Source organism: Parasaccharibacter sp. TMW 2.1884, from assembly GCF_023337695.1.
Taxonomy (GTDB): Bacteria; Pseudomonadota; Alphaproteobacteria; order Acetobacterales; family Acetobacteraceae; genus Bombella; species Bombella apis.
The window spans coordinates 59,822-79,992 of record NZ_QORR01000004.1; the positions used below are offsets into that span (position 1 = coordinate 59,822).

21 protein-coding genes are annotated in these 20,171 nt (G+C 59.3%); 8 read left to right on the plus strand and 13 right to left on the minus strand.

Annotated elements, in window-relative coordinates; all coding sequences use genetic code 11:
- Window positions 1–402 precede the first annotated feature (402 nt).
- Window positions 403–1,056, plus strand: a complete 654-nt coding sequence (locus tag DTI93_RS06980; protein WP_249080112.1) for a hypothetical protein — start codon at window positions 403–405, stop codon at window positions 1,054–1,056.
- A 44-nt stretch (window positions 1,057–1,100) separates the two neighbouring features.
- On the opposite strand, the gene DTI93_RS06985 is transcribed toward DTI93_RS06980, so the two are convergent.
- From DTI93_RS06985 to DTI93_RS07005, 5 genes are all read right to left on the minus strand, one after another.
- Window positions 1,101–1,898, minus strand: coding sequence for a MotE family protein (locus DTI93_RS06985; protein WP_154981159.1), 798 nt, complete (start codon window positions 1,896–1,898; stop codon window positions 1,101–1,103).
- Between the two features lie 32 nt (window positions 1,899–1,930).
- Window positions 1,931–2,341 (minus strand): flagellar basal body rod protein FlgC, encoded by a 411-nt coding sequence (gene flgC, locus DTI93_RS06990; protein WP_043558212.1) that lies wholly within the window; start codon window positions 2,339–2,341, stop codon window positions 1,931–1,933.
- 33 nt (window positions 2,342–2,374) lie between these two features.
- A complete protein-coding gene (locus tag DTI93_RS06995) occupies window positions 2,375–2,770 on the minus strand; it encodes a flagellar basal body protein (protein ID WP_043558209.1) in 396 nt (131 codons plus the stop codon).
- Window positions 2,771–2,795: 25 nt separating this feature from the next.
- The gene (locus DTI93_RS07000) at window positions 2,796–5,549 is read right to left on the minus strand and encodes a hypothetical protein (RefSeq protein ID WP_249080114.1); all 2,754 of its coding nucleotides are present in this window, start codon (window positions 5,547–5,549) and stop codon (window positions 2,796–2,798) included.
- A gap of 126 nt (window positions 5,550–5,675) precedes the next feature.
- The gene (locus DTI93_RS07005; RefSeq protein ID WP_081562777.1) at window positions 5,676–5,918 is read right to left on the minus strand and encodes a hypothetical protein; all 243 of its coding nucleotides are present in this window, start codon (window positions 5,916–5,918) and stop codon (window positions 5,676–5,678) included.
- Between the two features lie 214 nt (window positions 5,919–6,132).
- Between DTI93_RS07005 and fliE the strand changes: the two genes are divergently transcribed.
- The 5 genes from fliE (at window position 6,133) to DTI93_RS07030 (ending at window position 10,624) form a co-directional block, all read left to right on the plus strand.
- Window positions 6,133–6,489 (plus strand): flagellar hook-basal body complex protein FliE, encoded by a 357-nt coding sequence (gene fliE / locus DTI93_RS07010; protein ID WP_043558205.1) that lies wholly within the window; start codon window positions 6,133–6,135, stop codon window positions 6,487–6,489.
- Between the two features lie 29 nt (window positions 6,490–6,518).
- Window positions 6,519–6,794 carry an EscS/YscS/HrcS family type III secretion system export apparatus protein gene (locus DTI93_RS07015; RefSeq protein WP_043558202.1) on the plus strand — a complete coding sequence of 92 codons (276 nt, stop codon included), beginning with the start codon at window positions 6,519–6,521 and terminating at the stop codon, window positions 6,792–6,794.
- Complete coding sequence (locus DTI93_RS07020; protein ID WP_227449682.1) at window positions 6,795–7,640, plus strand: flagellar biosynthetic protein FliR; 846 nt, start codon at window positions 6,795–6,797, stop codon at window positions 7,638–7,640.
- Between the two features lie 6 nt (window positions 7,641–7,646).
- The gene (locus DTI93_RS07025) at window positions 7,647–8,753 is read left to right on the plus strand and encodes a flagellar biosynthesis protein FlhB (RefSeq protein WP_081562778.1); all 1,107 of its coding nucleotides are present in this window, start codon (window positions 7,647–7,649) and stop codon (window positions 8,751–8,753) included.
- 113 nt (window positions 8,754–8,866) lie between these two features.
- Complete coding sequence (locus DTI93_RS07030) at window positions 8,867–10,624, plus strand: flagellar hook-basal body complex protein (protein ID WP_043558197.1); 1,758 nt, start codon at window positions 8,867–8,869, stop codon at window positions 10,622–10,624.
- A gap of 82 nt (window positions 10,625–10,706) precedes the next feature.
- Here DTI93_RS07030 and DTI93_RS07035 read toward each other — a convergent pair whose 3' ends face one another.
- On the minus strand, window positions 10,707–11,417 hold the full coding sequence (locus DTI93_RS07035; protein ID WP_103765243.1) for a MucR family transcriptional regulator: 711 nt from the start codon (window positions 11,415–11,417) through the stop codon (window positions 10,707–10,709).
- A gap of 335 nt (window positions 11,418–11,752) precedes the next feature.
- Window positions 11,753–12,013, minus strand: coding sequence for a hypothetical protein (locus tag DTI93_RS07040; RefSeq protein ID WP_143539915.1), 261 nt, complete (start codon window positions 12,011–12,013; stop codon window positions 11,753–11,755).
- A 333-nt stretch (window positions 12,014–12,346) separates the two neighbouring features.
- Between DTI93_RS07040 and DTI93_RS07045 the strand changes: the two genes are divergently transcribed.
- Together DTI93_RS07045 and glf are read left to right on the plus strand one after the other, a co-directional pair.
- Complete coding sequence (locus DTI93_RS07045) at window positions 12,347–12,769, plus strand: hypothetical protein (protein WP_043558192.1); 423 nt, start codon at window positions 12,347–12,349, stop codon at window positions 12,767–12,769.
- Between the two features lie 12 nt (window positions 12,770–12,781).
- A complete protein-coding gene (glf, locus tag DTI93_RS07050) occupies window positions 12,782–13,936 on the plus strand; it encodes a UDP-galactopyranose mutase (protein WP_043558188.1) in 1,155 nt (384 codons plus the stop codon).
- A gap of 16 nt (window positions 13,937–13,952) precedes the next feature.
- Here the strand turns inward: glf and DTI93_RS07055 are convergent, their stop codons facing one another.
- The 6 genes from DTI93_RS07055 to DTI93_RS07080 all read right to left on the minus strand — a co-directional run bounded on the left by DTI93_RS07055 (window position 13,953) and on the right by DTI93_RS07080 (window position 20,105).
- Window positions 13,953–14,306, minus strand: coding sequence for a flagellar biosynthesis regulator FlaF (locus tag DTI93_RS07055; RefSeq protein ID WP_249080115.1), 354 nt, complete (start codon window positions 14,304–14,306; stop codon window positions 13,953–13,955).
- A 102-nt stretch (window positions 14,307–14,408) separates the two neighbouring features.
- A complete protein-coding gene (locus tag DTI93_RS07060) occupies window positions 14,409–15,134 on the minus strand; it encodes a flagellar hook assembly protein FlgD (protein WP_086431291.1) in 726 nt (241 codons plus the stop codon).
- Window positions 15,135–15,161: 27 nt separating this feature from the next.
- Entirely contained in the window at window positions 15,162–17,099 is a 1,938-nt protein-coding gene (locus DTI93_RS07065; protein WP_249080117.1) for a hypothetical protein, read from the minus strand.
- A 36-nt stretch (window positions 17,100–17,135) separates the two neighbouring features.
- Entirely contained in the window at window positions 17,136–17,996 is an 861-nt protein-coding gene (gene motA, locus DTI93_RS07070; RefSeq protein ID WP_043558177.1) for a flagellar motor stator protein MotA, read from the minus strand.
- A gap of 60 nt (window positions 17,997–18,056) precedes the next feature.
- Window positions 18,057–19,259: a flagellar motor protein MotB gene (locus DTI93_RS07075; protein WP_143539865.1), complete on the minus strand. Its 1,203-nt coding sequence runs from the start codon at window positions 19,257–19,259 to the stop codon at window positions 18,057–18,059.
- A gap of 63 nt (window positions 19,260–19,322) precedes the next feature.
- Window positions 19,323–20,105 carry a hypothetical protein gene (locus DTI93_RS07080; protein ID WP_227449683.1) on the minus strand — a complete coding sequence of 261 codons (783 nt, stop codon included), beginning with the start codon at window positions 20,103–20,105 and terminating at the stop codon, window positions 19,323–19,325.
- Window positions 20,106–20,171: the final 66 nt, after the last annotated feature.

A 20,171-nucleotide genomic window follows, 5' to 3' on the forward strand; every position in this document is an offset into this window, starting at 1 on the left:
GTCAACATGACCAAAGGCTTGGCTGATGACAGAGACTCAAGACATGAATTCTAAAAAAGACCATACAAATGCATGGTTTAGACTTGATTATGCCCAAAACATGATGAAATTTTTAACGGAATAAAAGACATTTTTTTGAAAACAATGAATAAACCATCAAATCTTAACCTGTTTTAAGGGTAAATCTGTATTTTATTTACTATCGACAGCTGTAAGATCACATGACTCCGGTCATGATCCCACAGCTTCAGATTGCTGAATTGGCACACCTCCCCGAGGAACTGTAAAATCGTGCGGACGTATTTTCTGCAGAACACCATCACAACTGCTTTATGACCTGATGTTGTTCAGAATTTTACGATATGGGATCAGCCTTTCACCAATCCATCTTTTGAGACCAGCATGAAAAAACAGAAAAAGTGCCTCCCCAAACCCCTCTGCACCATTCTGGCCCTTGCGCTGCTGCTCCTGCCCGGCGCAGGCCGTGCAGGGTCCACAATTCAGGATGTCCGTGATACGGTCCGGGTCATTCCCATCAAGCTGGACACGGAAGCGCAGGTTCCCATCCAGAAAGGGGAAGTCCTGAAACTTCTCAAGCTCTATCACGACAATGCCAATGCGTGGTCATGGAACGAATATCTCGCCTTTGAACCCTGCCCCCACGAAGCAGCCCTTCTCTGTGCCGTGCCTTTCCGGGACACGCAGGGAAAGGAGTACAGCCTGAGAGATGCACCACATGACGGTGAAGATGCCCTGACCACCGTTGGTTTCTACACAGTGCAGAGCGCACAGGGACGATGGAACCTGTTCATGATCCGCATGGAACGGCCTCTGGGGGATTCAACCTACGCAAAAACGGAAACAACAGCCCATGTCAGCCTCTTCAGGCTGGCTCCCCATGACACAGACGGGGCCACGCCGGAAAATAACTACTTCGAGGAAATCGCTACCCTGCCCATGGGCGGATACTGCAACAGCACGGTAGCTCTGGCCTCCTTCCTCAAACAGCCTCTCCCCCCCGGCACAGCACCCGATGGCTGCATGCAGGGCCAGTAAGACACATCACGGCTCCCTCCCAATGATCACGGAGGGAGCGAACCTCACGGTGCGATGTTGGAATCGATCGGACTGTTCATACGGTTGATCGCATCGGGACTGAGCTTGCGGATGCCCGCCAGATACTGGGAAAGAATATTGGCACGGTCGGGCTGCATGTTGCCAATAACATCCGAAATCCGGCGGGGAATCATGTGCTGGGCCACAGGGACCAGCACCCGCATATCCAGAATATTGAACATGGCCGCCGCATCACGTGGAGGCATCTGCTCATAGATATGGGCCAGCCGAGCAATGCTCTGCTCGACATCCTGCCGGCGCTGCTCCTGCTGGGCAGAAAGTTCGGAAGCATTCCGGCCCAGTGCCTGTAATTTTTCGTCCAGCTCCTTCTGCTCCTGCTCGAGAGCCTTCTGCTGGTGCTGGAAACGTTCCGCCTCTCCCTGCATGGCCTGCCGATGCGAGGCAAGGTCGTCATTCAGCCCCCGTTCAGCCAGACGGACACGGGAATCAGGCTGTTCCTCATCAACCTGCCCGGTGGCAGGATCATCATCCGCAAGACCATTGGCTGGCGTCCAGCCCTGGAGGTGGTTCAGAAACAGGCGCTGCCTGCTGGGCCGCACTGTCTCTGGCGCTTTCACACCCGCAGGCGGCGGTGCAGGTACCGCCTTTGCAGCCTTGCCCTGCGGGGCGGCCTCCCCCGACTTTCCATGAGCTGTCTCGGTCTGGGCAGAAGAACTGCTGATCTGTGCCGCAAGGGAATGAAGATTCAACGCCAGCAGCACCGTCATCAGGCAGGAGGCAAGATTGGTGATCCTGCTCAGGGAGAATCCCTTTTTTCTCATGGATCTGACATTCCCTCTCATGGCGTTCTTCCTCAATCCTTCATCAGATTGATGGCCCGTGCCAGCATGGACCGGGTCACCTGCATCGTATTGAGATTGGCCTCGTAAGAGTGCTGGGCATCGTGACTGTCCATGATCTCCACGATGGAGCTGACATTTGGCATCTTCACATAGCCCTGTTCATTGGCCGCCGGATGGGCCGGGTCATACCGCATCTGGAAGTCGGACTGATCCTCCCCGACAGAGCGGATCGACACACTGGAAACACCACTCGCACGGTCCAGTGCTTCCCGGAATGTCACTGTCTTGCGGCGATACGGGTCAGCCCCGGGCGATGCGCCCGTCGTCTCCGCATTGGCAAGATTCTCGGCAGCAACCCGCAGGCGGGCTGTCTGTGCTCTCATCCCGGCCGCTGAAACACCAATCGTGTCGGAAAAATCCATCCTCTCCTCCTCTCTCCTTTACCGCACCACGACTTACTGGCCACTACCGCCAAGGGCCATGCCGTAAAGCCCCATGTACCGGCCATATACGGTAGTGGCGAAACGCTGCTGATCACTCGTCTGGGCGATTTTCCCCAGCTCGTCCTCCAGCACCACACGGTTGCCATCCAGCGAGGCCCGACCGCCCTGCCTGCGGGCATGTGTTTCCCCCGCAGGCCCCAGCATGTGCCCCGGCTGTGTACGCGTCAGCGCCACGGCATGGGCAGTCTCCAGAACACCCTGAAACGGCGAAACATCCTTCGGGCTGTAATGAGGCGTGTTGGCATTGGCGACGTTGCCCGCCAGCACGGATTCACGATTCTGGAGCCAGCTCATCCGCCGCTCGGCCAGGTTCAGAAGGTCCGTCCCGCCCGTATGTGTCACACTCATCCCACGTCACTCCTTCCTCATGCGCTCACTGTGCCTGCTGGGCCGATACAAGAAGACGGAACATCCGTCCGGCATCACCCTCAAAAGGCCGATCCCCCACACGATTGCGTATCCACTCCAGCGCACCTGCATCTCCGGCCCGGGAAGCATCCGATGCCAGCCGCAGGGCAAGAAGCTGCTGAGACACCGTCATGTCTCCCTGCGGTGGCAGAAGCTGCATCACCATGCTGCGCAGATCCGCCACGGCAGGAGACCATTCTTCCCGATTCTCATGGATATGGGCCCGTATGTCCGCTGCCTGCGGGTCCTGATCCGCTCCCAGAAGATACAGGGCGACCTCCGGCTTGCCCGAGGCAGCCGCCATGCTGGCCATGAGACGGGTCCGGCGTGCCGTTTCCTGTGGGGGCAGGGACGCCCCACCCGTATCCGCCAATGTGGCCGAGGCCTTGTCCAGCTGCCCCCGTCTGATCTCATTCTCGGCCAAGGCATCCCCGGCAGCAGCCCGGTCCTGCGGGTCTGTCATCATGGGAATGGCCGTGTTCATGGCATTCCCGGCCTGTTCCTCCAGCCCCAGCCGGCCAAGCAGCCGCCCATAGGCCAACAGCAGGTTGCCCTTCTTTGCGCTGGCCGGGAGATCCTGCATGTGCGCCTTCAGCAGGGCGGCTTCATGCAGCAGGGTGGCCTCATTCTGCGACCCACCACCATCAGGCCCGGGCAGCCCCTGAACAACGCCCGACAGCGCTGCGGACAGCAGGGCCTGCATCCTTGCTTCATCATGAGGCGGTGCTGCCTGACGGGCCTGATCCAGCGCCTGAAGAGCAGCTTCCCACTGATGGGCCCGTATATCGGCCCCAGCCCGCAGCATGTTGACAATCCCATCACGACCAGACAGCCGGGCATCTGGCAAAAGCGACGCATATTGCCGGGCCGCTTTTTCTGCCGGGAGGTGCCCGTCCCGCAGGCTCAGGGCCACACCCTCTTCCATCGCCTTCTCGGCAATGACAGGGTCATGATCCACAGAGAGGGCCTCCAGCAGGCTGGTGGCCTTCTTCTCATCCCCATCCCGCAGAGCACGCACGGCCTGAATGAAACGGAATTCACTGCCCTCTGGCAGGGAATCCAGCGCCTTGCGGTCCGCTGGCGTGCCACGGCGGGCAATGAGTTCCGCCGCCATGGGCAGCAGAGACGCCCGCAACGGCTCCGGATAATTCAGCAGACGTGGCATGTCCCGGGCCAGCAGCCGGGCCGCCTCGGCGTCATTCCCCCCGGCGGCAGCCTCATACAGGCCCTGCCACAGTTTTGTGGCCCGCATGGCCTGCTCCGGCCATTCCTGCATCAGCTGGGCCGCACCTTTCATCCGGCCTGCAAGCAGGTCAGTCGCCGCCAGAAAAAATCTTACATCCGGCCGGAAAGCTTCTTCCGGGTCATCTTCCAGAGCGACATCCATGATGGCCCGTGCATCGGGGAAGGCACCAACACCCAGAGCAGCCCGGGCTGCGTCCAGCCGTTTACCAAAACGTTCACCAGGAGATGAATCCGCTGCCGCCACAAGAGCCTGACGATAACGCTCCTGCGCCTGTGGAGCGGCAAGATGTTTCAGGCCAAGCCAGTTCAGGTCCACATCACTGGCGTAAACGGCCCGGTCCATATCAGCCAGAGGGCGGTCATCAGCCCGCTGGAGCAGGTCTCCCTGCATGATGGCCCGCATGACCACCTGCGGCGGCTCATGCTGGGCAATCACCACGCCTTCCATGGAAGGCCAGACATCATAATCCCTGCCCTTGCGCAGGGAGAGCAGGCCGCCATCATCCAGTGTCGTGGTCCCCACGACCAGAGACGTGCCTGATGCCGGGTCCTTGATGGAAAAGACACGTCCCGGCCGCCGCATGGGGAACAGGAGGCCATCCCCCCGTAACCGGGGCGTGATCTCCGGCCTGTCCGTATAATCCATGCCCGGCGGTGGCTGATCCCCTAGCACCCATCCATCACTCTGCTGGGAAAGGTAAAGCTGGCGCGTATCAGGCACTGGCAGGCTGATCATTGTCAGGTCAGGCAGGGTTGTCACACCCAGGCGGCTGAACATGCCATCCCCACGCAGGGCAGAGACATCCATGGGCTGACGGGCATCCACCAGAATGATGAAGCGGTCTCCACTCTGATAAGCCGCAATGCCCATCTGCCCGGGCACGGGAATCAGAATCCTGTTGCGGGACGGCGCAGATACAGCCGGTTCGTTTCCCGCTGGCTGGGAAGGCACAGCCAGCCCCGGTTTTGCAGCATCTGCCTCACGCCCCTCCGCCTGTAAAAATTGATGAAGGGACTGATCCCTGTGCTCCGCCCTGTGATCAGCTGAAGGCGCCTCTGGAGGTGTTTTCTGCGGGGACGCCCCACCCTGGGCAGCGCCAACACCAAGCACATGCGCCCCCCACCCCGCAGGAACCCCCTGCAAAAGCGGATCGCCTGCTTTCACATGGTCCTGCACCTGCAGGGGCGGCGGCACGGCAGGGCGCCCCCGCACCTGATGATGCGGAGAAACGGGACGGGGATGGCCATGATGGGGATTCGCCTGGGACTGCCTGTGCTCCGATGCTGGCTGAGAGTGTGACGGACCAGCTCCAGCCGAGGCCTCATCCATGAAGGGTGAAGACGTCCTGGCGGGCCCCTGCGCAGCCAGCGCCGTACCCGACAGCCACATCTGGCTGCCCACCACAGGCCCACCCAGCATGATGAGACCGGCAACACCACAGCCGGCCCTGCGCCAGATTCCATCGCCTGCCATGGCTTTAGAGACAGCCTTATGAACAGCGCATAGCATGGTGCTGCACCCCTTCATGCTCCTTGATCCGTTCCCGCATCCCCTATTTTCACGCAGAGCGGAGACCGCCCCACATGACATGACCGGCCATCAGGCCAGAAGATTGACGAAGCTGGCCGTGGCAGAGTTTTTACGGACTCCTTTGGCACTGGGCACGACCTGACCCGTAGCATCGAACTGCATGGAGGCCTCCGCCCCATTGCTACGCTGGGAAGAAACCTGCACACGGCCTGCCTTCTCCGACATGGCAGCTTTACGCATCTCATTGGCCTGCTGGGCTGTCTTGACCCGCATGGCTGAAGCGATTTCGGAAGCCACTGATGCGTCTGACATGATTCTTTTCTCCCTGATATTTCATTCTGCAACACTCAGATGGCCCTTCTGATACCGAATACAGAAGGAAAAACAAAGCCATTTGCAGACGTATATATGAAAATAACCTTACATAAACCTTCTGTTAAAAGAAAAAACATGGCGTTATGCCGAAATGGCTATTACAAACAGGCCACCATCATACCCATGACGGAAAGGAGGCCATAACCAGCCCATGTCCCTATCCAGCATTGCCAGTTCCGCAGCACAGAGCTTCGATGCCGGGCAGGCCTATGGCCGGGCACAGCAGCTCAGCCAGACCAGCAGCCCCGCCAGCGCAGGCCCTGCCGACGAAACAGAAAGCACCGATGCCGTTTCCAGCTTCAGCCACGTGCTGGACAACGCCATCCGGGGTGCCATCAACACAGGCAAAGTCGCCGAGAGCCAGACCGCCCAGGCACTTTCCGGCAAAGGCAACATGTCCGATGTCGTCGCCTCTGTCGAAGAAGCCAAACTGACACTCCAGACGGTCACCACCCTGCGGGACCGCTTTGTCAGCGCCTATCAGGATGTCATGCGGATGTCCGTCTGACCGGCACGGCAGGAAACAGGAGGACACCCATGGGTCACGCTGTTGATGTTCAGGAGATCCTGCGTCAGACACTGCTGGTTGCTGTCAAGCTGGGAGCTCCTTCTCTTCTGGCGTCCCTCCTGGCCGGGCTCTGTGTTTCACTGTTCCAGGCCATGACACAGGTCAGTGAGGCCACGCTGTCCTTCGTGCCGAAATTCATCGCCGCCATGGCCACGCTGATCCTGACAGCTTCCTTCATGCATGCCACCATCCATGCCTATGCGGAAATGATCTTCGACCAGCTCATCAAGGCCGGGGGAGTGTGAATGCTGTCCCTCTCCGACTTTTTCGGCTCGCCTGACCTCGCTGCCCCTCACGGATCGCTGGCCGTACTGACGGGCATGTTTGCCATCATTCTCTGCCGTGTCAGTGCGGTTGTCATGCTGGCACCAGGGCTGGGTGAAAGCGGAGCACCAGCACGGGTACGGGCCGGCCTCTGCCTGGTAATCACGCTGGCGCTTCTGCCCGTCCTCCAGCAGCGCCTGGTAGCCGTGTCAGGGGAGGCCCTGCGGATGCCCGCCATGGCTCTCCGACTGATTGCCGGGGAGCTCCTCTGTGGCTTCTTCCTCGGGATGCTGGCCCGGCTGCTGACCATGTCGCTTGCCATTGCCGGGCAGATCATTGCCGTCTTCACCGGCATGGCCAGTGTCATCCAGACAGACAGCCAGCTTGGGGCCTCCAGCACAGCCGTCAGCCACATGACAAGCGCTCTGGCGCCCATCATTCTCTTTTCCACCGGTCTGTACGCCCTGCCCCTGCTGGCGCTGTCCGGTTCCTACACGCTTTTCCCGGCGGGGCATGTCACAGCCATGATCGTCGGAGACATGGCCACCGACATGACACGGGCTGTCAGCACCAGCTTTCTCATTGCCATGCAGCTGGCAGCCCCCTATCTGCTGTTGGGCACCCTCTGGCCAGCCATGCTGGGCGTGCTGAACCGCCTCATGCCCTCCATACAGGTCTATTCCCTGGCCATTCCGGCCCAGATTCTGGGAGGCATCCTGCTCCTGGCCCTGCTGATCCAGATTCTGACAGGCACATGGGCCGAAAAGATGCAGCTCCACCTCTCCACCCTGCCAGGTCTCATCGCTCCCGCCAGTCCTCCGGTCTGACCTCCCATGGCGGAAGAGAATGGCAGTGGCGGTGGTGAAAAGTCACAAGCCCCAACAGAAAAGCGCCTCCAGAAAGCCCGTGAGGAAGGCAATGTTGCCCAGTCCAAGGAACTGCTGATCCTTGTGGCCCTGGGGACGTTTCTCCTCGTATTCGCCCTGAGCATTCCGGCCTCGGCACGCCAGTTCATGCATGAGATGAACGGCCTTCTTCTCAATTTCGGCCTTGTCCCCAACGACCCGGCTGCCCTGTATGGTTTCACCCTCCACGCCATCATGGCGGGCCTGCACCTCATCGCCCCGCTCATGGGCACAGGGGCCTGCGCCATCCTGATGGGCGGCGTGCTCCAGACAGGGTTCCTCTTCCGCCCCGCCGCCCTGAAGCCGGATATCAGCCGTCTTTCTCCCCTGAAAGGCATCAAGCGGATTGTCGGCCTCAATAATCTGATCGAGCTGCTCAAGACCATTGCCAAGATCACCGTATTCAGCCTGATTCTCTACAAGGTTGCCCTTCAGACCGTGTCTCTGGCCCCACAGACAGAACGATGGACAACCTGGCAGCTCGTCAACGCCATGAAGTCATGGTTCATCTACGCAGGTTTCATGGTGCTGGCCATACAGTGCATCATCACCGGGCTGGATGAGGTCTGGTCCCGCTATCACCGCTTTTCCAAACTGCGGATGAGCCTTCAGGACATCAAGGATGAGATGAAGCAGAGCGAGGGTGACCCGCAGATGAAAGCCCGCCTCCGGCAGCTCCGGCTGAGCCGCTCCCGCCGCCACATGAAAAAAGCCGTGCAGGAAGCCACGGTCATCGTGGTCAACCCGACCCATTATGCAGTTGCCATACGCTATGACCAGCATGACGGGACGGCTCCGCAGATCGTTGCCAAGGGAACGGACGAACTGGCATTCCGCATCCGTGACATCGCCCGGGAGGCGAAGATTCCTGTCATGTCCAACCCGCCACTGGCACGGGCCCTGCATGCCTTGCCGCTGGACAGTGAAATCCCCGAAGAATTCTGGAAACCTGTCGCCACCATCATTGCCTACGTCGTACGGCTCAAAACCCCTGGTGCCCGTGCAGCACGCCCTGCAGAAGCAGGTCCTTCCTGACTTTAACAGCCTGTTCATGAAATAAGCAGGTTATATTTGCTTTTATAAAAAGCGTTTTCTAGGGTTTGCCTACAAATAGCCTTAATCATCAGGTCACAGACAAGGATAGAATCATGTCCGGTGTGTTCAATGCACTTACGACGGCTGTCAGCGGCATCAATGCCCAGTCAGACGCCTTTACCAACCTGAGCAACAACATCGCCAACAGCCAGACCGTCGGCTACAAGGCCGACACGACATCCTTTGCCGACTTCGTGGCCGGCAACATCACCGGCAATTCCGCCTCGCAGGCGGAATCCAACACTGTCCAGGCCATTACTGTCCAGCATGTCGACAATTCCGGCACAGCCACCAGCAGCACCAATGGTCTGGCCATGGACATTTCCGGCAGTGGGATGTTCGTCACCTCCAAGCCGACAGGCGCCGGGACGGCCAATGCCGGTGTCACCAACTTCTCCGAACAGAAATTCTACACGAGGAATGGCGACTTCCAGCAGGACAAGAAAGGCTATCTGGTCAACACATCAGGCTATTACCTTGATGGCTACATGGCAGATTCCACCGGTACGCTGAACAATACCCTCACACCCATCAATGTCAGCAACATCGGCTTCAAGCCCACGGCCACAACAACCATGACACTGAATGCGGCCGTCGGGAAGCTGCCGGCCGATTCCACAAACTACACGCCGCAGAGCTATACCACCGCTCCCACCACGACATACGACTCCAGCTCCAATCCACACAAGATCGCCGTGCAGTGGCAGGAGAGCGACACCAATCCGCTCATCTGGACCGTCTCTGCCTATGATGCTGATGGCAACGGGACCGTCTCTCCGAACAGCTACCAGGTCGCTTTCGACCATTCCGGCTCCCTAGCCTCCATCACCGACATGCAGACAGGCAAGGCCGTTGGCTCCACCACGGCGGGATCCGCTGCGGAAATCCCCGTCACCGCCCATTACGCCAACAATGAAGAGCAGACCATGACGCTCTCTCTCGGCACGATTGGCGGAACCAGCGGTACGACCATGGTGACATCCAACAATTCGGCTGCAACCAACCAGGCCAACCCCCTCACCCTTTCCGGCACGAAACTCACCATGCCGGCCACCACGCTCGGCACCACCACCGACAGCCGACAGAGCTACATGAGCTCCCCCCTGACGGTGAGCAGCACGGACAAGAACGGCACGGCCACCAACACGCCTGTTGCCGTGAAATGGACACAGACAGCCGCCTCCCCGCCCACATGGTCCGTGCAGGCTGTAAATCCCTATGACGGCTCCGCCTCCTCTGCCGTGCAGATGGACAAAGCCCATTCCGTCATCTTCAACAAGGATGGCACGATGCAGAGCTTTGATGGCCAGCCTGTCAGCAAGGGCAGCCCGGTCACGGCAAATCTGACCATCAATGGCAGCAGCTACAGCCTGGACCTTTCCAACGCTTCTCTGACAACCGGCACTTCCACCGGAGCCGATACCAGTGCCCTGAGCAACGACAGCATCACCTCCGGGACCTACAAGGGTGCGGAGATTGAAAGCGATGGTTCTGTCATGGCGCAGTTCGACAACGGTTACAGCCAGCTGATCGGCAAGGTGGCTCTGACGAATTTCAACAACGTCAACGGGCTTCAGGCCGTCGATGGTCAGGCCTATCTGGCCACGGCACGGTCTGGCACACCCAAGACCGGTTTTGTTGGCGAAAATGGAACGGGCTCACTCGCCGTCGGGTATGTGGAATCCTCCACAACAAACCTGACAGGCGATCTTTCTGCCCTCATCGTGGCGCAGGAAGCCTACAGCGCCAATACAAAAACCGTCACGACGGCAGACAATCTGCTCCAGCAGACCATCGCCATGAAGCAGTAACATCTGCAAGACTTCACACAGGAAAAAGGCGCAGAGGGTTCATCCCCCTGCGCCCTTTCTGCATGGCCCTGGCGTGGCATCCTCATGCCTTGATGCGGGAGCGGCCTTTCTTCTTGCGGTCATAATGGCCAAGACCGGTCCTGGAGGCCTCCAGCTTCTTCATGGCCGAATAGCTCTCACAGGCCATGGGATAATCCGGGGACAGCCCCCAATAGACACGATAGCCATCCGGACTCTGGCGATGCTGCCGCTCGATATGGCGCTTCAGCATGCTGAAGGCCCCACCACAATGCAGACAGATGATCTCGTCACTGAAAATGGATTCTTCCGGGGCACAGTAAGGTTCATCACGGCTTGCGATCCACTGGCCGGGCTTTTCTTTCACTTCCGGGGACATGCCCTGCACGAAATGACCGCCAAACCCGTTCACACCGTGGCCTTCATGCTGTGCAGCCAGAGCGGAAAAACCGGCAAAAGAATGGCTGCCTTCCCGCTTCTCCGACGCCAGCCCTGCCTCCATCTTGCGGGCAATGATGGCAATCTCATCTGCGGCACTGGCCATGTCATGGATGATACCGACATCTGCAAGGCCAGAAAGGACATGCAGCACGGCACCCGCCCGGTCCGGATAATGGTGGGACAGTTCCAGCAAGGTTTCTGTCATCCCACGCAGACGCTCTGCCTGCCCAACAATATCGCTTAATGTCTGGGAAGGAGAAAACTCCTGCTGAAACCGTGACAGCAGGCGCCCAATCCCTTTTTCAATAAACGTACTGGCTGGTTGTGATGTCATATCCCACTCCCTTCTCCGGCCTATTCCTTAACGCCACATTAAATGATTGTTGCAGCCTTGCCTACAAGACCTTTCATAAGGCCATCACATTAATAAGATCAATACGATCCTATTTCAAACAGACAATGCCCATCAATCGGACAGTCATGACCATACTGCCGGAAAAAGCCAAAAAAATGGCCATATGAACATTTTCCGAAAATGGCCTTTAAAAAAATAAGACCTGCCGGAACAATCCACCGGCAGGTCTCCCCGTAACAGATTGAAAAAAGTAGCCTCCCATGACCATTCACCCCCAAACAGGGATGATGCCACTCACAAAGGCAAATACAAGGTCATCCCCCCATGCCATCCACACTGAAGGCCACCATGCCTGCCAGCCCCAGCCCAGCATCCAGAGCCCGCTCATAAAGGCCCCTGTCCTGCTCATACCCTGCAACACACATGGCCGGAGGGCCGCAGCGTCTCAGCCTTCTGCCCTGCCGGTCAGCTGAATCCACCATGCTCCCTTCAGCAAGCGCACGTATATCGGCAAGAAAATCCTTCATACGTCCCTCGGTTTCCGCAGGACAGGAAGAACCAGCTATACGAGGCATCAGGTAATCCTTCTCCAAAGTTTTGTCATGGCAGACCTTGTCCTCATATCACGTTGCCAAGAACACGGTACATAGGTCGATCATGTCACAGAAATCAGCAAAACCAGCCAGAAGTCTTTGCGTGCAAAGCTAACCGGGAGCGCTCATATACATTACTATCGTTAAATATATATTAAACAGCACTCACAGTAAGCATCACATAACCATCACAAAAGGCCAGAACAAAAATAACACCATGATTTCCCAGCATTTAATACTTTCTAAGCTATCATGACATGAGAAGGTCATAGACTGACTGCCAGCAAAGTGGCCACATGATGCAGGAACCGTGAGATGACCCGTTTGCACTGTCCATCCATTGCCATCATTCTTCTTGCCCTGGCCGGCGGGGGCATCCTGCCTGCCAGAGCCCAGGGATTCTACGGCGGCAGTGAATACCTGCTCAGCCCGCCCCCTCCTCCACCGCCGCCCACCGGGGAATTCACCCATCTGCCACCGCCCCCACCGCCGCCGCCATCCTTTTCCGGCACATGGCAGCAGGACCAGTACCGCCAGCAGGGCATACCGGCACCGTGGGCAGCGCCGCTCTGGGGAACGTACCAGACACCCCGTTACTCCCGCCAGAATGGCTGGGACGAACCCGGCTTCATGCCATGGAACACCTACATCCAGACCCAGGCCCCCTATCCCGGCCTGCCCTATCCACCAGCCCCACCAAGCCGGAGCTGCATAGACCAGAACTGTACTGGCCCCTGAGACCAGCCTGCCATGCATTTCTGTATCGTCGGTGCCGGATTCAGCGGGGCGGTCACGGCCCGTCATCTGGCTGAGCGAGGCCACCGCATCACTGTCATTGATGAACGCCCACACAATGGTGGCAACTGCCATACAGCCCGGGACCCGCAGACGGGCATCATGCTTCACCATTATGGGCCCCATATCTTCCATACCGCACAGGAAACGGTCTGGCAGTATGTGCAGCGCTTCGGACGGTTTGCCCCCTACATCAATCGGGTCAAGGCCATCAGCCAGGGGCGGGTTTACACCCTTCCCATCACCCTGCTGACCATCAACCAGTTTTTCGGCAAGACCATGCAACCCGCAGAAGCCCGGGAATTCATCCGGCAGCAGGCCGTGCAGGACATGGCTTCACCCCGCAATTTCGAGGAGCAGGCCCTGCACATGATCGGCCCTGCCCTCTATGAGGCCTTCTTCAAAGGTTACACGACCAAACAGTGGGGCCTGCCCCCGGCGAACCTTCCCGCCGCCATCCTGAAGAGACTGCCGGTACGCTTCAATTACGATGACAACTATTTCAGTCATCCCTATCAGGGCATTCCGGTGGAAGGCTATACCACCCTGATCGAAACGATTCTCACCCATCCCCGCATCACCGTACGGCTGAACACATCTTTCGAAACATTCCAGTCCTGCAACAGCATGGACCATACACTCTATACTGGCCCGCTGGACCGCTATTTCAGCTTCTGCCATGGCCGTCTTGGCTATCGCACGCTGAATTTTGAACGAATCGATGCGAAAGGTGACTATCAGGGGACGGCGGTCATCAATTACTGCGACGAATCCATCCCCTATACCCGCATCAGCGAGCACAAGCACTTCGCCCCCTGGGAGGCCGCACGCTTCAGCAGGACAGTCTGCTTCCGTGAATATAGCCGCCTGGCCGGGCCGGAAGATGCCCCCTATTACCCCATAAGGCTGGCAGGCGAGACAGCCATGCTGGACCGCTATGTCCGCACGGCCATGACTGCCCGAAACGTCTCTTTCCTCGGGCGGCTGGGGACCTACCGTTATCTGGACATGGATGTCACCATTGGTGAGGCTCTTGCGGCCTGCCAGATCATGGACGACCATCTCGCCGAGGGCAGGCCACTGCCAGTCTTTTTCACCAATCCGCTCTGAAGGGCGGGAAGGCGTTTCAGCCCTCCTGAATGGCCATTTCCAGCCCGTCCAGCACGTTGCGGGCTGTCTCTATGAGGGGAGCAAGGCTGAGCGTGGGGTCCAGCATAGCCCGTATGCCATACTTCTGGGCCTGATCGGCCATCCGGGCAAAAAGAAGCCTGTCTTCCGTCTCGACCATGCCAGCTTCCACCGCATTGGCACGCTGGATGAGCGACCAGAGACGCTGATTCTTCGCGATGACCTGATTCCGCGTGATGACATCCATCTCATGGGCCACGCTTTCCAGCATGGCAATCAACCTGCGGAAACATTCCGCATCCGCTTCCCTGTCCGACAGAGACGAACTGGCCGCCATACGATAAGCATTCATGGCGTTGTTCTGATACATGCTCCCTCACAACCTCCCGTTCCATCCGGCAGGCAGCCAATACGTCGTGGCTGCCTGCCCTGTTCATGCATCATCAGGCGTGGTTCAGCTTGTGGCCTGCACGCTGGAGAGCGGAACCTCAGCCCCACCCATCATGACATTCATGCCCGTGCTGGTCTTCTTCATCCCCGTGACCGTGCCACGCACGGTAAAGGGCACGTCAGCCGTATTGCCCCGGCTGTCCACACTCTTCACCGCCACGCTATAGGCCCCATCACTGAGGGTCGTGCCATTGTCGTCCTTGCCATCCCAGTTCCAGGATGTCTGGCCGCCATCCGCCCGCACCACGTCGTGATAGACCACCTGCCCGGCACTGTTGGCCACGGAAATGCCAACCATCTGGCCCGCTCCTGCCTGGAAGGACAGACCAGCCGAACCGGACTGCAGGGGCAGCGTGGACCCGGAAGCACTGACCTGCCGCCCGACCAGCCCCTTGTCCTGCGTCAACTGGGCTGTCTCATTCAGAGAAATGAGGGTGTTGAGGTTGCTGTTTGTCTGGACCTGCTGCTCCACACTGGAGAACTGCGCCAACTGGGCTGCCATGTTCTCCGTATTCATCGGGCTGCTGGGGTCCTGATGCTTCAGCTGGGCTGTCAGAAGGGTCAGGAAGTTGTTTTCATTCTTTGCCATCGAGGCAAAGGCACCTTCCGTGGTCCCTGCGGATGACCCGCTCTGCCCGGCGCCGGAGAGAGACGCTGCCCCACTGCGGGCGGCGCTGTCTGTCGCCTGCTGCAAGGCCAGAAGATTGTTGGAAGACAGTGAATTCACCATGTGGTTCTCCTTCCGAGATGATGCATGTCAGACTGAAATATTGAGATGGCCCATCCGTGCGGGCCTGACCGTGGCGGGGGTGACGGCGCTCTCCTCTGCCTGAAGAGACGGTTCCTGCCGGGCTGGAGCAGGCACATCATCTCCCGAGCGGGAGCGCTGTTCCTGGGAGCTGCCGCCTTCCCCTCCAGAGAAAAAGGCACCGGCCTGCTGCCCTGAAGACTGATGCCCCCCCTGCCACTGATGCTGCGGCATGTTCTGCTCCTGGCCTCCGGCCATATGGCCGGCATCGGCAGGCAGGACATCAATCTTCATCAGGCTGGCATGAAGGCCTGCCTCATCCAGCTCTCTGGCCAGAACATGATGTGTTTTCTGAAGGGCCTCGGTCGTGCCATCATCCTGGCCCTGCAAGGAAAGGGCCGACAGACCTGCTGCGGAGCGGTCCAGCTGCACATGAACCGGCGTTGAATCCGCTGTCATGACGGTCATGGTCAGCGTCCCGGCCTGCCCGGCAGTCGCCCGCCCTGCCAGCACACCAGCTGCGGAACCACCTGTCTGAAGGGCAGAAAGACCTGTTTCTGCAGCGGCCTGCCGTGCTTCATGCGATGTCACGCCCGCTGTCACGCCACGGGTTTCCGGCTGGATGATGTGCCCCTCGGAGGATGTCACAAGGCCAGCGAAGGACGACAGGCTGCCCTGCACCTCCTGCCCGCCATCCCCACCAGAGCCTCCCGTCACCCCGGCACTCTCATGCCCGGGCATGTCCTGCCCCTCACCGGAAGCGCCCTGGTCGCCATGACCAGCAGAAAACGCCTCCGATTCTCCAGACGAAGCCTTCACCATAAGGCTGAACAGACTGTCTGTTGTCTGGCCCTCAGGCCCGCTGCGCAAATCCCCCTGCCGGGAGGCAGTCACCGTGTTTCCTACCATGGAAGACGGACCGGACAGGACACCCGCCATGCCGGACTGGAAATTCATCGCCTGCACAGCCGACAGTGCCCTGTCTTTCGGGCCCTGTGTGGCGGCATTCACCATTGTGGGAACCTGTGTGGACTGCCGGGCCAGCAGGGCTGCATCCATCATCCGTCCGGCGGCAGCATGACGGGACGACACGTCATCACGCACCCCGGTATCCTGCCCATGAGAAGACGCCGTATCACCGGACCTGCTGACGAGGCGCATCAGATCCGATGTCGAAACCATGGCAGAACTTCCAGCAGTGCCCGCCGCAGCAGAAGCCTGGGAAAGATGCTCCATGGATGAGAAAGAGGAAATGGCTGTGGCACTGGCCGTAGCATGAGCTGACGCCATGGAAGCCTCACCACCAGCCGGAACCGTACCCAGCCCCGCAAGCGCTGCCACTCCGGCATCACTCCGCCCGCCGGTCATCTGCCCAAGGCTGGAAGACGGCATGGCCGTGGCCGTCCCACCACCCGCCGGGCCAGACTGGGGCTGTCCCGCTTCCATCGTGACCATAGACACCTGAGGGGACGCCATGAACGCTGCCAGAGACAGACTCTGCGTGGCCAGCCCCTCTGGCGCTACCCCATTCTGGGACGACTGATCCCCTGTCATCTGCCGGTCAGCATGAGGCGCTGCCTTTGCGGATGTATCGGCCTTCTGCGACCCGTCCGCTCCGTCCCCCCTGTCGGCGGGAGAAGAAGCCGTCTGATCATCGTGAGCCCCGGCGGCCGGAGCAGATGACCTGCCCTGCGACCTGTCTCCACGATCTGTCCCATCCGTCCCGCCTGTATGAGGGGCGGCCGCCTTGGGCTGGTCCTGATCAGAAGACGGCACATCCGCCCCGTCATGATCGGACGGTGTCTGCCCTGCCAGAACTCCGGCAAAGCCTTTCCCGCCCGATGAAGAGCGCACGGCGCCCCTCCCAGCGGACATGGCCGCCGAAGACCGGCTGCCACCAGCAGAAGGCAGGGGAAGGCTGGAGAGTGAAGGACGGGGCATTACCATGGCGTTCTCACATTCATTCAGGCAGCATCATGTCTGTCAGGTCAGCTCACTCAACATGCTGTCGACTTCTGCAAAGCCGGGCATGAATTCTTCCGGGATGTCCTTGCGGCCAATCTCGATGCACACCTGCGGCGGCTGCCCCTGCAGGTACGCCACCAGCACGGTGCGGATCGTTTCATAATAACGATTGTCCATCTTCACGATGGCCTGCATCCGCGAGGCCAGCGGCCCGACCACACCATAGGCCAGCAGCACCCCGAGAAAGGTTCCCACAAGGGCACCGGCAATCATTTCCCCCAGCACGGCAGGCGGCTTGCTGATAGCAGCCATGGTCTTCACCACACCCAGCACGGCCGCCACAATGCCAAGAGCAGGCAGGGCATCGGAAATGCCGGAAAGTGATTCGGCAACGTGAAGATCCTCATGCAGGTTCTTCTTCAGCTCCCTGCCCATGATCTCGTCCAGCTGGTGGCTTTCATCCAGATTCATGCTGATGAGCCGCAGGTAGTCGCAGATCATGTCACGGGTCTTCTCATCCTGCTTGATGCGTGGAGACGTGGCAAAAATGCTGCTTTCCTGCGGCTCTTCAAAATCGTTTTCCAGAGAGGCGATGCCTTTCATGTTGGCCTGCCGCAGCAGGCGGTACATGAGGGCCAGAAGGTCCATGTAGCTCTGCTGACTGTGCCGGGGGCCTTTCACGACCAGCATCAGGTAGCCGAAAACCGACTTCAGCGCTGCCATGCTGTTGCTCATGACAAACACGCCCACGGCAGCCCCCAGGATGGTCAGCAGCTCAAACGGCATGGATGCCAGAAGTGGAGCCAGTGCCCCGCCCGAAGCCGCAAAGGAACCAAACACGCAGAGCAACGCAAAAATCAGCCCACCGATATACAGCATCCTATTGTTCCCCTCTCAAAACGGCTCTGACATCATGATCCATCATCTCTTCCTGCCTGTTCATCGTGCTGCCCCCTGCGGCGGGGCCTGCTGTGTACCGGCCTGAAAGGATGCCGGCAGCGGATGCAGACGATGGATGAGCAGAACAATCCGCCGGTTCTCCGGTGCCTCCGGGTGGGCGGGGTTAGCCAGACTGCGGTCCGCACGCCCTTCCACGCTCCTGATCCGCCGGTCTGGATAACCCGCCCGGACCAGAAGCTCCCTCACCCGGTCGGCCCGCATCTCGGAGAGTGTCCAGTTGGACAGGCCATGTGGATTGACCTGCCGCAGATGGTACGGAACACCATCCGTCTCCCCGATGATGGAGATATCTTCCGGCAGGCTGCCAAGCCAGGAACCGATCTGCCCGAGCAGGGCCATGCCTTCCCTGTTGGGCATGGTCTCGCCATTGTCGAACATCGGCCTGTGGGCCGTATCCTGCACCTCGATGCGGATTTCATCCGCCCCCATCCTGAAGCCGAGATTATCCTTCAGCTCATTCAGTCCGGCCTGATGGGCCAGGCTGGCCTTCAGCCCTTCCACGGTCTGACGGAGATGGGCATCCTCCTGGGCGGCCTGATGCAGACCTGCCGCCACGCCTTCCGTACCAGCTTCATGGCTGCTCTCATGGTCGGCAGAAGCCCCGGTGGACTGAGCAGCAGAGGCTGGTCCCCCGGCACTGCCATCAGCAGCGGCATTGCCCTGGCCAACCTGCCCAACATTCTCTGCCGCCCCACTCTTCGGCCCTCCGAGAGGAATGATCTCGGGACGGCCGACACTGGCTTCATCCTCATCCGGACGGTCCGCCATACCGGGCGGAAGGATGCTGACGCCACTGGCGGTCAGGATACCCTCACTTGCCCGGCCGCCTCTTGAGCCCTGATCCTCTGGGTGAGTCTCCGAGGAATCCGGCTTCGGCGGCGGCTCATGATCGGAATTGTGCACCGTACGCAGGGAGGAAGGTGCCGAAAGGGGCGAGGTTTCCAGCAGCGCCTGGTCTGATGTCGCCTTGCCCGTCCTGTCCGCCATCGGATTGAAGAACAGGGCAATGCCACGCTTCTGCTCATCCGTGGTGATGTTCAGCAGCCACATGAGCAGGAAGAATGCCATCATGGCTGTCATGAAGTCGGCATAAGCGACCTTCCAGGCACCGCCATGATGCCCTGCCTCCACAACCTCTTCCCGCTTGATGATGATGGGTCGGGCATTCTTCCGGTCAGCCATGGCAGCACCACCACGCCCCCGGGCCACCCATCACCGGCAGGCCACCAACGGTCCTGGCCATCATCAACGGCCCCTGTTATGGGCGATGCCCACACGTACGGACGGCATGCCGGAGAAAGACGCCGTGCCGGTGTGGGTCAACTCAATGGACGTATCCAGCCAGACCTCTCCACCAATCTCCCGCCAGCGTTTGCAGAACGTGTAATCTTCACTGAGATAGGTACCGCTCTCGGTATCCACGCTGCCCTCGAACAGGGCAAACCGTCGGCCATCCTCACCCTCGGGGGCATCAATGCGCCTGTATTCCAGCTCGGGATAGGCCTTGATCATGCGGCTGACCGCATGACGGCTGATCATCATGAATCCCGTCCCGGCATAGGCGGTCTGCAACAGCGGGCCACGTTCATAGGTCTCATGCATGGCCGCCGTCTCGCCCACATAACGCAAAGAGGCTGTCTGCTGGCGTTCCCCGGCAAGAATGTTGTGTTTTGTTTCTTCGTCCCAGAACCGCTCACGCAGTGGGTACATCCCGGCCACCACATCTTTCCCTGTTTCAAACAGACGTGTCGGGGCATTGGCGGGGAAGCTGATGTCAGCATCGACAAAAAGGATGTGCGAACAGTCTGACCGGAAATAGAAATTGGAAAGCAGTGTATTACGTGCCCGTGTCACGAGGGCATCATCACCGACATGCATGACCGTCATGGGGATGCTCTGACCGCTGGAGGCATAACCGATGACGGACAGCATGTAGCCTGTCGTCACCATCCCGCCAAAGCAGGGCGTCGCCAGCATGATCTTGCCTGAAGGCGTGGTCCCCATCTGCATCGTTGCGATTCCCTCCATGAAGTATGCCCATGCGAAAAGGACATGAAAAAATAAGTTTAATCATGGAAATACCGCAGCGAATTG